The sequence below is a fragment of the Saccharopolyspora shandongensis genome (assembly GCF_900106995.1).
In the GTDB taxonomy this organism is placed as follows: Bacteria; Actinomycetota; Actinomycetes; order Mycobacteriales; family Pseudonocardiaceae; genus Saccharopolyspora; species Saccharopolyspora shandongensis.
This window is the reverse complement of the sequence record NZ_FNOK01000063.1, coordinates 1-15,427: the sequence shown is the minus strand read 5'-3', so window position 1 is coordinate 15,427 and position 15,427 is coordinate 1. Positions and strand designations below refer to the sequence as shown.

Genomic DNA, 15,427 nt, shown 5'->3' with positions numbered 1-15,427 from the left:
CGGTCAGTTGATGCCGAGCTCGCGGTTGATGAATTCGACGATTTCTTCGTTCGACGCGGATTCGAGCCTCGTGGCGACCCCGTCCGGTCGCGGCGCACCGGGCAGCCAGGAGTCGGCGATCGCCGCCAGCCGTCGCCTGTCCACTTCGGACATCGTCTGCCCGGACAAGGCGGATTCCAGGCCGTCGAGCGCGGCCGAGATCGACGGTGCCGGGACGAGGTCGGCGAGCAACCGTTCGACCAGCGCCTCCACCGTGGGATGGTCGAACAGGACGGTGACCGGTAGCCGAAGGCCGGTGACGGCGTTGAGCCGGTTGCGGAACTCGACCGCGGTGATCGAGTCGAAGCCGAGTTCCTTGAACGGCTGGCCGGGCGCGATCCGCTGCGGCTCAGCATGCCGAAGCACGACGGCGGCCAGGGATTGCGCGGCCGCCAAGAGGATCTTCCGCTTCTCGCCGCCCGGCGCGGCGGCGAGCCGTGCGGCGAGGTCACCGGGCCGACCGGCTTCCGCACCACCCTCCGGCTCCATGGACGGCTCGCGCCGGAACAGCACGATCGAGGTTTCGTCGTGATCGAGCGCCTGCTTCAGGGCACCCGCGACGGGAGCCGCGCCAGGACTCCAGGTCATCGAGACCGCCGGTAGCCCGTGCGCCCGCCGCTGCCGGGCGACCGAGTCCAAGACCTCGCCGACGGCGCTGCCGGTGGTCGAGAGGAGCACGAAGGCATCGAGATCGTGACCGCGAGTCAGCTCGTCCAGGTTCAGCGCGCCACGAGGTTCGGCGAGCGGCGACGCCGCGATGTGCAGGACAGTCCTCAGTGGATACTGCTGCGGGATCGACGAAAGCACTTCGTCCAGCCCGGCGTGATCGGTCGGGGCGCAGCGGGCGACGGTCACCTTGGCGCCCCGCTCGGTCAGCGCGGCTTCGAGCTCGACCGGGTCGGGCTGATCGGGGTCGGCGAGCAGCACCAGGTGCTCCGCCCCACGCCGGGCCAGCCACTCCGCGAGGTGCAGACCGCTCTCGGACGTGCAGTCGGTGACGAGCGCGGTATCGCGCGGGCACCAGTCGCGAACCGGCCGGGCGTTGTCGACCGGCGCGTGGACCAGTCGCCGGACGAGGAGCCCGGCCTCGCGAAGGGCGAACTCGCCACCGGGCTGCGACAGGCAGCCGGCCAGATCCGAGGGCGAGAGCTCATCCGGGCCTGCGGGGAGATCCAGCAGGCCGATGTCCGGCCGTTCTCCGGCGGCCTCCCGCGTCAGCCCGAGCAGGAGGGCCCGTTCGAGATCGGCCGCGGGTTCGGACGGGCTCGTCGAAACCGCTCCGCTCGTCAGGAACCACAACGGCACGCGGAGACCGGCCTCCACCAGCGCATCTGTCGCGACCACGTGGCGTGCGGGCTGCGGCCGCTCGGTCAGGGCGAGCAGGGAGACGACGCCTTCGAAAGAGCCTTGTGCGGCGAGCACTTCTGGCAGTTTCGGCTCGACCGCTTCATCGAACGTCAGCTGCCGCACGGTCGCGCCGGCTGCGGTCAACGCATCGGAGACGACCTCTGTCCATGGGTCCGCGACATCGGGCGGCGAAACGATCAGCCAGGTCCCGCTCGGCCGCCGGGGCGGCGTGGGAACGGGATGCCAAGCGACGCGATGCCGAACCTCGCCCAGGCCGTCGTGCCGCGGCCCGTCGAGCCAGTAGCGCTCGCGCTGGAAGGGATACGTCGGAAGTTCGACGTGCTCGCCGGCGGGCAGCACGGCCTGCCAGGTGATCGGCGCGCCGTGGATCCACAGGTGCGCGGCGTTGGTGAGGAGCGTGTCGGTGCCGGGGTGGTCGCGGTGCAGCGTGCTGGCGGTGACCACGTCCGGCAAGGCGGTGACGTGGTGGGTGAGGGTGGGGTGCGGGCTGGGTTCGAGGAAGGTGTCGTGACCAGCGGTGTGGAGGCGGGTGATGGTGTCGTGGAAGTGCACGGTGGTGGCGAGGTTGGTGTACCAGTAGCCGGCATCCAGGGTGGTGGTGTCGAGTGCTTTGCCGGTGACGGTGGAGTGGAACGGGATTTCGCTTGGTTTCGGGGTGAGTCCGGCGAGTTGTTCCAGTAGTGGTTGTCGGAGTGTTTTGACGTGGTGGCTGTGTGAGGCGTAGTCGACGGGCAGGATCCGCGAGCGCACTTCTTGGTCGGTCAGAACGTTGTGCAGGGCGCGGATGGCGTCGGTGTCACCGGAGAGCACGGTGGCCGTGGGGCTGTTGATCGCGGCGATCGAAACGCGTTCCGGGTCGAGATGGGGTCGGAGATCATCGACGGAGAGCGGGACCGACAGCATGCCGCCGTGTCCGGCGAGGTGGGTGCGGATCAGTTGCGACCGCAAGGCGACGACACGCGCGGCTTGGTCTAGGTCGAGCGCACCTGCGATGTGTGCAGCGGCGATTTCGCCTTGGGAGTGGCCGACGACGGCGGCAGGCTGTATCCCGAGCTCCTGCCAAACCCGGGCCAGTGACACCATGACGGCGAACAGCGCCGGTTGGATGATGTCGACGCGGTCCAGCGGGGATCCGTTCCGCAGCAGGTCGACGACCGACCAGTCCTGGTAGCCGGATAGCGCTTGATCGCATTCGGCCAGTGCCGCGGCGAAAACGGGGTTGGTGTCGAGCAGCTGGCGGCCCATGCCGGGCCATTGGCCGCCCTGCCCGGGAAAGACCATGACGATGCGGTCGGTGTTGTGGGCCTGGGCTTGCGTGGGCCGGATGACGCCGGGCGTCGCGGTGCCGCTGGCGAAATCGCGCAGGTGTTGCAGCAGATCGTGCCGGTCCTTGCCGAGGAGGACGGCGCGGTGCGCGAAGCCGCTGCGCTTGCTCAAAGTCGCCCCGACCTCCACGGGCGTCCAATCCTTGCTCGCGGACAGATGCTCGCGCAGCCGCCCCGCGAATGCCGCAAGCGCCTCCGGCGTCTTACCGGAGATCGCCCACGGCACCGGCTCGTCCCCAACGCCCGAAGCACGATCCACGACCACGATCTCCGGACGCGAATCGTCCTGTGTGGACTCTGCGTCACGAGTCGGCAGTTCGAGGACGAGGTGCGAGTTGGTGCCGGAGACGCCGAAGGACGACACGGCGGCCCGGCGCGGCCGGTCGGCATCCGGCCAGGGCCGGGATTCGGTGAGCAGCGCGAGCGCCCCGCTGCTCCAGTCGACATGCGGCGAGAGCGCTTCGGCGTGCAGCGATGCGGGCAACTCGCCGTGCCGGAGGGCCTGGACCATCTTGATGACGCCGCCGACCCCGGCCGCGGCCTGGGTGTGGCCGATGTTGGACTTCAGCGACCCCAGCCACAACGGGCGTTCGGCGGTGCGGTGCTTCCCGTAGGTCGCCAGCAGCGCTTGGGCTTCGATCGGATCCCCCAGCGAAGTGCCGGTGCCGTGGGCTTCGACGGCATCGACATCGGCGGGCCCCAGCCCCGCGGCCGCCAGCGCCTTCGAGATCACCCGCTGCTGCGAAGACCCGTTGGGCGCGGTCAACCCGTTGCTCGCGCCGTCCTGGTTGACCGCGCTGCCCCGGATCACCGCCAGCACGGGATGGCCGTTGCGCTCGGCCTCCGAGAGCCGCTCCAACACCACGACGCCGACGCCCTCGGCCCAGCTGGTGCCGTCCGCCGCCGCGGCGAACGGCCTGCACCGGCCGTCCGGCGACAGGGCGCGCTGCCTGCTGAACTCCACGAACATGGTGGGTGTCGCCATGAGAGTGGCCCCACCCGCCAACGCGAGCGTCGACTCCCCGGCCCGCAGCGACTGGCAGGCGAGGTGGATCGCCACCAGCGACGACGAGCAGGCGGTGTCCACGGTGACCGCCGGCCCCTCCAGGCCGAGCGTGTAGGACACGCGGCCGGACGCCACGCTGCCCGCGCTGCCGTGGCCCACGTACCCCTCGAACTCGGCCGGGATGAGCGGCGCCAGCCGCGACCCGTAGTCCTGGTACATGACGCCGGTGAACACGCCGGTCGGGCTGCCGTCCAGCGACAGGGGATCGATGCCGGCGTGTTCGAGCGCCTCCCAGGAGGTTTCCAGCAACAACCGCTGCTGCGGATCGATGGCCGGGGCTTCGCGCGGGCTGATGCCGAAGAACGCGGCGTCGAACTCCGCGGCGTCGTGCAGGAATCCGCCCTCCCGGACGTAGCTCGTCCCGCGGTGCTCCGGGTCCGGGTGGTACAGCGCGTCGAGGTTCCAGCCCCGGTCGGCGGGAAACCCGGAGATCGCGTCCCGGCCGGCCGCCACGAGCTCCCACAACTGCGCCGGCGAGGCGACACCGCCCGGGAACCGGCACCCCATCCCGACGATGGCGATCGGCTCGGGGACCGCAGCCGCGCTCAACCGCTGCCGCGCCTGCCGCAGCTCGGCGGTGACGCGCTTGAGGTAGCTGCGGAGCTTCTCCTCGTTCGCCATCGCGGTGTCCTCCTCCTTCGGGGCGCTCGGGTCAGGACTGTTCGAGGTCGCGGTCGATGAGTTCGAAGATCTCCTCGTCGGACGCCGAGTCGATCGAGTCGTCGGCGGTGCCGCGCTCGCCGTGGTGCGCCCCGAGCAGCGCGGTCAGCCTCGCCAGGACCTCGCTCCGCGAGTCGGCCGGCAAGGGGATCGTCGCCAGGACGTCTTCGAGGTGGCTGAGCGCGGAGAGCACGGACGCGGCGTCGTCATCCCCGCCGACCAGCTCGCCGCGCAGGTGGGTGGCCATCTTGTGCGGCGTCGGGTGCTCGAAGACGAGGGTGGTGGGCAGCCTCAGTTCGGTCGCGGTGGCGAGCCGGTTGCGCAGTTCCACCGAGGTGAGCGAGTCGAAACCGAGCTCCAGGAACGGGCGATCGGCGGGGATGTCGTCGAAACCGGCGTGCCCGAGAACGGCGGCGGCGTGCATCCGGATGACTTCCAGCACGGTGCGGTGCTGGTGCTGCTCGGGCATCCCCTGCAGCCGGGCCATGAGCGGCTCGGCGTTCCGCGGCTGCGCCTCCCCGCGCTGCTCGGGGATTCGGCCGGCGAGCGACGTGGGGGCGTGGTGGCGCCGGAGCGCCTTCGGATCGATCTTGATCGGCAGCAGCATCGGCTCGGAACTGCCGAGCGCCTCGTCGAACAGCCGGATCCCGTCCTCGGGCTCGAACGGCAGGGCGCCGCTGTTCGCCATGCGTTGCTGGTCGGCATGCGTGAGGTGCTGGGTCATGCCGTCGCCGGTGCTCCAGGGGCCCCACGCGAGCGAGTGCGCGGGAAGCCCTCGGATGCGGCGGTAGCGGGCGAAGGCGTCGAGGAAGGTGTTGGCGGCGGCGTAGTTGGCCTGGCCGGGGTTGCCGAGGAATCCGGCGGCGGAGGAGTAGAGGACGAAGAACGCGAGATCCTGCCGCTGGGTGGCGCGATGCAGGTTCCAGGCGGAGTCCACTTTGGATTTCAGGACCGCGGCGACCTGCTCGGCGGTGAGGGCGTGCACCGGTGCGTCGCCGAGAACACCGGCCGTGTGGACGACCCCGGTGAGCGGGTGCTCGGCGGAGATGTCGTCGATCAGCTCGGTGACTTGGCGGGCGTCGGTGATGTCGCAGGCCGCGATGGTGACCTTCGCTCCGAGCGCGATGAGCTCGTCGCGGAGGCTCTCTGCGCTGGGTGCGGTCGGCCCTCGGCGACTGGCGAGCAGGAGGTGGCAGCCGGGGTAGCGGGTGGCGAGGTGCCGGGCCATGACGCTGCCGAGGGAGCCGGTGCCGCCGGTGATGAGGATGGTGCCGTTCGGCTCGGGTGCGGTGGGGATGGTGAGTGCGAGTTTGCCGGTGTGGCGGGCATTGCTGAGGTGCCGGAACGCTTCCGGGGCCTGGCGGATGTCCCACGTGGTCACCGGCAGCGGGCGGATGTGCTCTTGATCGAACAGCGCGGTGAGGTCGCCGAGCATGGCCTGCAGGTGGGCCGGGTCGACCTCGGTGAGGTCGAAGGCGTGGTAGTGCAACCCGGGGTGCTCGGCCGGGTCTCGGGGATCGGCCTTGCCGAGCTCGATGAAGTACCCGCCGGGCGTGAGCAGGTCCAGCGAGGCGTCGAGGAGCTCGCCGGTGAGCGAGTTCAGCACGACTTCGACCGGCGGGAACTGCGTGCCGAAGTCCGGGGTGCGGGAGGACGCGATGTGATCTGCGGGAATGCCGAGTTCGCGCAAGGTCGCCCATTTGCTCGGGTGTGCGGTGGCGTAGATGTCGGCGCCGCAGTGCTGGAGCAGCTGGATCGCGGCCATCCCGATGCCGCCCGCGGCGGCGTGCACGAGGACCTTCTGTCCTGGTTGGACCTCCGCCAGGTGGTGGAGGGCGTGGTAGGTGGTGAGGAAGACCGCAGGCGCGGTGGCGGCCTGGGCGAAGCTCCACCCGTCGGGCACCGGCGCCAGCAGCCGGTGGTCGGTGACCGCGAGCGGGCCCATCGAGCCGGGCAGGATGCCCCACACCCGGTCGCCGACCGACAGATCGCCGACATCACCGGCGACCTCGCTGATCACGCCGGAGCCTTCGATGCCCAGCGGCGGGGTACCGGGGTACATGCCGAGGGTGTTGAGGACGTCGCGGAAGTTCACGCCGACCGCCCGCACCGCAACTCGCACCTGACCGGCCGCGAGCGGCGCCTCGGCCTCCGCGAACGAGGCCAGGTGGAGGTTGTCGATGCTGCCGCGCTCGGTCACGTCCAGCCGCCAAGCACCGCTCTCCGGCGGCTCCAGCTCCTGCCTGGAATCGGCGCGGCTCAAACGGGGCGTGAACACCGCGCCACCCCGCAGCGCGAGTTGCCACGAGCCCGAGGCGATGGCCCTCCGCAGCAGGTCCGGCACGTCCTGGTGGGACTCGTCGGTATCGACGAGCAGGATGCGATCCGGGTGCTCGTTCTGCGCCACCCGCAGCAGGCCCCACAACGGGCCCGTGACCAGGTCCGCCGTCTCGGCCGGGTGCACCGCCACCGCGCCCCGGGTCACCACCACCAGGTGGGTCGCCGGCTGTTCCGCATCCGACAGCCATTCCTGCACCTGCTCCAGGACCTCCTGCACCAAGCCCTCGACCCGGGCCGGAACGGAGCCGCTGCCCGCGGGCGACCGGTAGTCGAGAACCAGTGCCTCGGGGGCCTCGTCGCCCGGTTCGGCGACGTGCGGCACCCAGTCGACGTGGAACAGCTCGCCGCTCCGCTCGCTGGTCGACCGCCGAAGGGTCAACGCCCCGATGGTCGCCACCGGGCGTCCGGTGTGGTCGGCCATGGCGAGCGCCATGGTGTCCTCGCCGGTGTGGCGCAGCCGGACGCGAAGCCGCGAGGAACCGGCGAGGTGCAGGCGGACATTCGCCCAGGAGAAGACCAGTCGGGTGCGCCCGTCGCCCCGGTCGTCGCCGATGACGGCGGCGTGCTGGGTGGCGTCGAGGAGCGCGGGATGGATCGTCCAGCCCGGCGCGCCGCTCTCGTCGGGCAGGGCGACTTCGGCGTAGATGTCGTCGCCGAGCCGCCAGGCGGCGTGCAGGCCGCGGAACGCCGGGCCGTAGTCGAAGCCCTGCCCGGCGAGCACGTCGTACAGATCGCCGACGTCGACGGCGACCGCCCCTTCCGGAGGCCAGGCAGCCAGATCCGGTGTGTCGTCGTCCTCGGCGCCGCTGGTGGTGGCGGTCGCGTGGCGGGTCCAGGACTCGCCCTCGCCGCGCGAGTGGATCGACAGGCTCCGCCGGCCGTCGTCGTCAACGGCCGTGGCGGTCACGTGGAGCGCGATGTGGCCGTGCTCCGGGAGTTCGAGGGGCGCGAGGACGGTGAGGTCGTCCAGTTGATGCCCGAGCCCGGCGGCGACGTGGAGCGCCATGTCGAGGAACGCGGTGCCGGGCAGCAGGACGGTGCCCTGGACGACGTGGTCGGCGAGCCAGGGGTGGTCGTCGAGCGAGACGCGCCCGGTGAAGATCACCTCGCCGGTGCCGGGCACATCGGTGCGCGCGGACAGCAGCGGGTGCCCGCCGCTGTCCAGCCCCAGCGCCTCGGGGCTCCCGGCGGAAGCCGTCGGACTGAGCCAGTACCGCTGGCGCTGGAAGGCGTAGGTGGGCAGGTCGAAGGTCCGGGCCGGGGCCAGGAGGGTGGCCCAGCGCGGGCTGAGTCCGGTGGTGTGCGCGCAGGTCAGGGCCGTGAGGTACGCGGTGGTGTCGTCCGTGCCGGGTTTGAGGGTGGCGTGGCTGGGTGTGTCGTGGGTGGTCCGGGCGAGGGTGGAGAGCGTGGTGTCCGGCCCGAGCTCGATGTGGTGCGTGACGGTGTGGTTCTGGTGCAGCCAGGTGAGCGCGGGGTGGAACCGGACGGCCCGCCGGATCTGCCGGGCCCAGTAGGCCGGAGTCGCGATGTCGTCGGTGATCGTCCCGGTGGCGGTCGAGATGACCGGGATCGTCGGCGGGTGGTAGGTCAGCTCCCGGGCGGTCTGTTCGAGCGCGTCGACCAACGGCTCGCAGTGCGGCGAGTGGAAAGCGCGGCTGGTGTGCAGTTCCCGGGTGGTGCGGCCTTGGTTCCGCCAGTGTCCGGTGATGGCCCGCACCGGGCCGGGGTCGCCGGAGATGACGGTGGATTGCGGGCTGTTGATGGCGGCGATGGAAACGCCGCTGTCCGGGGCGAGGAGTTCGGGGTGGGCGTCGGTGAGCTCGCCTTCGCCGGCCTGGACGCTCGCCATGACCCCGGTGCCGGGCAGCGTGCGCATCAGCTGGGCCCGTGCGGCCAGCAGGCGTGCCGCGTCGGGGAGGGTGAGCACTCCGGCGAGGTGGGCGGCGGTGAGTTCGCCGATGGAGTGGCCGATGAGGTAGTCGGGAGTGATGCCGTGGTGTTCGAGCAGCCGGAACAACCCGACCTGAAGCGCGAACAGCGCGGGCTGCGCGATCAGCGTGTCTTCGACTTCTTCGGGCTTGCCGTGGAAGACGATGTCGGTGAGCGGCCGGTCCAGTCCGAGTAGCGGGTCGAGGTGTGCGCATGCTTCGTCCCAGGCTTCGGCGAAGACGGGGAACGCCTCGTGCAGGCTCTGTCCCATGCCGGGGCGCTGGCTGCCTTGCCCGGACAGCAGCATCGCCACGTGGTTGCGGCGGTTCGTCGCCAAGCCGCGGATGACTCCGTCCGCGTCCCGATCACTGGCCAGATCCTCCAGCCCTGCCAGCAATTCCTCGCGATCGGAGCCCAGGATCGCGGCGCGGTGTTCGAAGGTGGCCCGGGTGGTGGCGAGTGACCAGGCCACCTCGGCGGGCGACCAGTCGTCCCGGTCGCGGAGCAGGGAGCACAGACGTTCTGCTTGAGCTGTCAGGGCTTCCGGTGTCTTCGCGGAGATCATCCACGGAACTTGAACCGAGCCCGCGAGTTCCTCTGTGGACTCTTCCGGTGGTGCCTGTTCGAGGATGAGGTGTGCGTTGGTGCCGGAGACGCCGAAGGAGGAGACTGCGGCCCGTCGCGGTCGGTCGCCTTCGAGCCAGGGCTGAGGCTCGGTGAGCAGTGCGAGCGTGCCGCTGCTCCAGTCGATGTGGGCCGACGGCTCTTCCGCGTGCAGCGTGGCAGGCAGCTGGTTGTGCTGGAGGGCTTGGATCATCTTGATGACGCCCGCAACGCCTGCGGCTGCCTGGGTGTGACCGATGTTGGACTTCAACGACCCCAGCCACAGGGGCTGTTCGGCGTTGTGGTGCTGGCCGTAGGTGGCCAGCAGTGCCTGGGCCTCGATGGGGTCGCCCAGCGATGTCCCGGTGCCGTGGGCTTCGACGGCGTCGATGTCGGCGGGCGTGAGTCCGGCGTTGGCGAGCGCCTGCTGGATGACGCGTTCCTGCGACGGGCCGTTGGGTGCGGTCAGGCCGTTGCTCGCGCCGTCCTGGTTGATCGCGCTTCCCCGGATCACGGCCAGGATGCGGTGGCCGTTTCGCTGGGCGTCCGAGAGCCGTTCCAGCATCACGACCCCGACGCCTTCCGACCAGGTGGTCCCGTCCGCCGCGGCGGAAAACGCCTTGCAGCGCCCATCCCGAGCCAGGCCCCGCTGGCGGCTGAACTCCAGGAAGATGCCGGGAGCCGCCATGATCGTCACCCCGCCGGCCAGCGCCAACCGAGCCTCGCCGGAACGCAGCGATTGGCAGGCGAGGTGCATCGCCACCAGCGACGACGAGCACGCCGTGTCCACCGTGACCGCCGGGCCTTCCAAGCCGAGGGTGTAGGCGACTCGCCCCGACATGACGCTCGGCGTCGTGCCCGTGAGCGCGTGGCCGGCCGAATCCGGCGCCACCTGGTGCAGCGGCGGCCCGTAGTCCTGCGCGGTCGCGCCGACGAAGGTGCCGGTGGCGGTGCCGCGGAGCGTCGCCGGGTCGATTCCGGCGTTCTCGATCGCTTCCCACGTGGTTTCGAGGAGCAGGCGCTGCTGGGGATCCATGGCGAGCGCTTCGCGCGGGCTGATGCCGAAGAACGCCGGGTCGAATTCCGCAGCGTCCAGCAGGAATCCGCCCTGCCGGCAGTACGTCGTCCCCGGGTTGTCGGGATCGGGGTGGAAGAGGCGTTGGAGGTCCCAGCCGCGGTTCGGCGGGAAGTCCGAGATCCCGTCCGTGGCGGCGGCGACCAGGTCCCACAGCTGGTCCGGAGACGTGACGCCGCCCGGCAACCGGCACGCCATGCCGACGATCGCGATCGGCTCGCGCTCGTCGACCGGCGCGGAGTCCTGCGTGGACCGCGAACCCGGCTCGCCGAGCAGCAGTTCCAGCAGGTGGTCGGCGAGCTGGGTGGGCGTGGGGTGGTCGTAGATCAGGGTGGCGGGGAGGGAAATCCGGGTGGTGGCGGCGAGTTGGTTGCGGAGCTGGATCGCGGTGACCGAGTCGTAGCCGATCTGCTGGAACGTGTGGTGGGTGGGGATCGCCTCGGGATCGGCGTAGTTGAGGACGGCGGCGGCGTGGCGGATGACGTGGTCGAGGAGGTGCGTGTGCCGTTGGTGCGCGGGGAGCCGGGCGAGCTGCTGGTGGAGCTTGGCAGTGGACGCCGTATCGCCCTTGGGGCGCCCGGTGTCCTCGCTCTCCGCCACGCGGGTGGTGGCCGGTGCGATCCAGAACCGTTCGCGCTGGAAGGGATACGTGGGGAGGGCGATGCGCTCGCAGGCGGGCAGGACGGCCTGCCATGCGATGGGGGTGCCGTTGGCCCAGAGGTGCGCGGCGTTGGCGAGGAGCGTGTCGCGGCCGGGGTGGTCGCGGTGGAGCGTGGTCGCGCTGGTCGCGTCGGCGGCGATGGTGCTGATGTGGTGGCTAAGCGTGGGGTGTGGGCCGGGTTCGAGGTAGGTGTGGTGCCCGGCGGCGTTCAGCTGCGTGATGGTGCGGTGGAAGTCGACGGTGGTGGCGAGGTTGGTGTACCAGTAGTCGGCGTCGAGTTCGGTGGTGTCGAGTGCTTCGCCGGTGACGGTGGAGTGGAATGGGATTTCGCTTGGTTTCGGGGTGAGTCCGGCGAGTTGTCCCAGCAGTGGCCGTCGGAGTGTTTCGACGTGGTGGCTGTGGGAGGCGTAGTCCACCGGTAGCACGCGGGAGCGCACGCCTTGGTCGGTGAGTGCGCTGTGCAGGGTGCGGATGGCGTCGGTGTCGCCGGAGAGCACGGTGGCGGTCGGGCTGTTGATCGCGGCGACCGAGATCCGCTCGTCGAGGTGCGGCTTGAGGTCGTCGACCGAGAGTGCGGTGGAGAGCATTCTGCCGTGTCCGGCGAGGTGGGTGCGGATCAGTTGGGATCGCAGGGCGACGACGCGGGCGGCTTGGTCTAGGTCGAGTGCGCCTGCGATGTGCGCGGCTGCGATCTCACCCTGGGAGTGGCCGACGACGACTGCTGGCCGAACCCCGAGTGCCTGCCAGACCCGGGTCAGGGACACCATGACGGCGAACAGCGCGGGCTGGATGACATCCACTCGTTCCAAGGCATCGCCGTTGCGGAGCAGGTCGGTCACCGACCAGTCCTGGTACCGCGACAGCGCCTGATCGCATTCGGCCAGAGCTGCGGCGAAGACTGGGCTGGTGTCGAGCAGTTCCCGGCCCATGCCGGGCCATTGGCCGCCCTGGCCGGGGAAGACCAGCACCACGCGATCCGGATCAGGCGTCATGGGGCCGGTGCGCGGCATGATCCGGGGGGAGACTTCGCCGCGGGCCAAGGTGCGCAGCTCGTTCAGCAGCTCGTCCCGATCGCGCCCGAGGATCACGGCCCGGTGTTCGAGCGAGGCCCGGGTGGTGGCCAGCGACCACGCCACCGTCGAAGGCGTCCAACCGGAGTCCTGCACCAGGTGGTCGTGCAGCCGTGCTGCTTGCGCGGCGAGGGCGTCGGGCGTTCTGGCGGAGACCACCCACGGCACCAGATCACCAGTACCGACGATGATCTCCGCAGGGCTACTGTCCTGTGTGGACTCTTCTGGTGACGCCTGTTCGAGGATGAGGTGCGCGTTGGTGCCGGAGACGCCGAAGGACGAGACCGCGGCGCGGCGTGGCCGACCGGTTTCCGGCCAGGGCTGAGGCTTGGCGAGCAGTGCGAGTGCGCCGCTGCTCCAGTCGATGTGCGGTGACGGTGCGTCGGCGTGCAGCGTCGCGGGGAGTTCGTCGTGGTGGAACGCCTGCACCATCTTGATGACGCCCGCAACGCCCGCGGCTGCCTGGGAGTGGCCGATGTTGGACTTCAGCGACCCGAGCCACACCGGTCGTTCGGCGGTGTGGTGCTGGCCGTAGGTGGCGAGGAGCGCTTGGGCTTCGATGGGGTCGCCCAGCGAGGTTCCGGTGCCGTGGGCTTCGACGGCGTCGACGTCGGCGGGTGTGAGTCCGGCGTTGGCGAGTGCTTGCAGGATGACGCGTTCCTGCGACGGCCCGTTGGGCGCGGTGAGCCCGTTGCTCGCGCCATCCTGGTTCACCGCGCTACCGCGGATCACGGCCAGAACGCGGTGACCGTTGCGCTGCGCGTCGGAGAGCCGTTCCAGCGCCACGACTCCGGCGCCTTCGGCCCAGCTCGTGCCGTCGGCGTCGACGGAGAACGGCTTGCAGCGCCCGTCCTGCGCCAGTCCGCGCTGGCGGCTGAACTCGATGAACATTCCGGGCGTCGCCATCACGGTGGCTCCGCCCGCCAACGCCATGCTCGACTCGCCGGAGCGCAGCGACTGGCACGCCAGGTGCATCGCCACCAGCGACGACGAGCAGGCGGTGTCCACGGTGACCGCCGGGCCTTCCAGACCCAGCAGATAGGCCACGCGCCCCGAGATGGCGCTGGACGTCGTGCCGGTCAGGACGTGCCCTTCCACGTCCTTCGCCGCATTGTGCAGCCGCGCCCCGTAGTCCTGCGGGATCGCTCCGACGAAGACGCCGGTCGGGCTGCCGCGCAGCTCGCCGGGGTCGATGCCCGCGTTCTCGAGGACTTCCCAGGTGGTTTCCAGCAGGAGTCGCTGCTGCGGGTCCATGGCCAGTGCTTCGCGGGGGCTGATGCCGAAGAATGCCGGGTCGAATTGGTCGGCGTCGTGCAGGAATCCGCCGTGCCGGGCGTAGGACTTCCCCGACGCGTCGGGATCCGGGTCGAAGAGGTCGTCCAGGTTCCAGCCGCGGTTGGTCGGGAAGCCGGTGATGGCGTCGGCACCGGAGGCGACCAGCTGCCACAGCTCGTCCGGCGAATGCACGCTGCCGGGCAGCCGGCACGCCATGCCGACGATGGCGATCGGCTCGTCGTCGGCGCGCCGCGTTGTCCTCGGGCCCGGCTGGGGCTTCGGGCGATCGGCCAACAGGAGGGCGCACAGCCGGTCGGACAGCGTCCAAGGCGTGGGGTGGTCGAAGATCAGCCCAGGCGGCAGGGACAGGCCCGTGGTGGCGGCGAGCCGGTTCCGCAGCTCCACCGAGGTCAACGAGTCGAACCCCAGGCTCTTGAAGCTCGACCGCGCGTCGATGCTCGCCGGATCGGAGTGGCCCAGGACCGCAGCGGCGTGGGTTTGGACGAGCTCCAGCACCACGCGGTGACGCTGCGCCTCGGGAACGGCCGCGAGCCGGCCTGCCAACGACGACGGTGCCGCGGCCCGCCGCGTTCGAGCCAGGCCGGGAGCCAGCTCGCTCAGCAACGCGACCGGCCGGCGCTTGTTGTCGAGCCGGAGCGGCACCAGGTACGGGTCCGGGTTGCCACGGGCTTGGTCGAACAGGCGGAGGGCCTCGTCGGGATCGAGGAAGTGCATCCCGATGCCCGCCATGCGCTCCCGCTCGCCGCGGGTGAGGTGCTGCGTCATGCCGTCGCTGGTGTTCCAAGGTCCCCAGGCGAGCGACTGCGCCGGAAGCCCTTGGGCGTGGCGGTGTTCGGCGAGGGCGTCGAGGAAGGCGTTGGCGGCGGCGTAGTTGGCCTGTCCGGGATTGCCGAGAAGTGCGGCGGCGGAGGAGTAGAAGGCGAAGAACGCGAGATCGTGCTTACGGGTGGCGTGATGCAGGTTCCAGGCGGAGTCCACTTTGGATCTCAGAACCGTGGCCAGCTGCTCGGCGGTGAGCGCGTGTACCGGGGCGTCGTGGAGGGCGCCGGCGGCGTGGACGACTCCGGTGAGCGGCCGGTCGGCCGGAATGGTGTCGAGAAGTCGTTGCACAGCATCGGAATCGGCGAAATCGCAGGCCGCGATGCTGACGTCCGCCCCGAGCGATCGCAGCTCGTCGCGGAGCTGTGCCGCGCCCGGTGCGGCTGGACCTTGGCGGCTGGCCAGGAGGAGGTGTGCGGGGTGTTGTGCGGCGAGGTGGCGGGCGAGAACGGTGCCGAGTGAGCCGGTGCCGCCGGTGATGAGGATGGTGCCGTGTGGATCGGGCGTGGTCGGGATGGTGAGTGCGAGTTTGCCGGTGTGGCGGGCGTTGCTGAGGTGGCGGAAGGCTTCCGGGGCCTGGCGGATGTCCCAGGCGGTCACCGGCAACGGGGTCAGGTCGCCGCTGGCGAACAGCGTGGTTAGGTCGCCGAGCATGGCCTGGAGGTGTGTCGGGTCGGCCTCGGTGAGGTCGAAGGCGTGGTAGCGCAGTCCGGGGTGTTCGGCGGGGTCGCGGGGGTCGGTCTTGCCGAGTTCGATGAAGTGCCCGCCGGGTGTGAGGAGGTCGAGCGAGGCGTCGAGGAGGTCTCCGGTGAGCGAGTTCAGGACGACGTCGACCGGCGGGAACTGCGTGGCGAAGTCCGGGGTTCGGGACGAGGCGATGTGGTCGTCGGGGATTCCGAGTTCTCGCAGGGTTTCCCATTTGCTGGGGTGGGCGGTGGCGTAGATGTCGGCGCCGTAGTGCTGGAGCAGCTGGATGGCGGCCATGCCGACACCGCCGGCGGCGGCGTGCACGAGCACGCGCTGCCCGGGTTGGACCTGCGCGAGGTGGTGGAGTGCGTGGTAGGCGGTCAGGAAAACCGCGGGTGTGGCGGCGGCCTGGGCGAACGTCCAGTCCTCCGGTAGGAGGGCGAGCAGCCGGTGGTCGGTGATCGCGAGCGGGCCCATCGCGCCGGGCAG

Annotated in this window: 1 protein-coding gene and 1 pseudogene; both read right to left on the bottom strand. The window is 70.7% G+C overall.

The features are described from left to right. Positions 1–3 precede the first annotated feature (3 nt). Positions 4–4,407: pseudogene (locus tag BLW84_RS39125) on the bottom strand (type I polyketide synthase); the annotation flags it as partial. Positions 4,408–4,450: 43 nt separating this feature from the next. After that, the gene (locus BLW84_RS50045) at positions 4,451–15,415 is read right to left on the bottom strand and encodes a type I polyketide synthase (RefSeq protein ID WP_218157648.1); all 10,965 of its coding nucleotides are present in this window, start codon (positions 15,413–15,415) and stop codon (positions 4,451–4,453) included. Between the last annotated feature and the right edge of the window lie 12 nt (positions 15,416–15,427).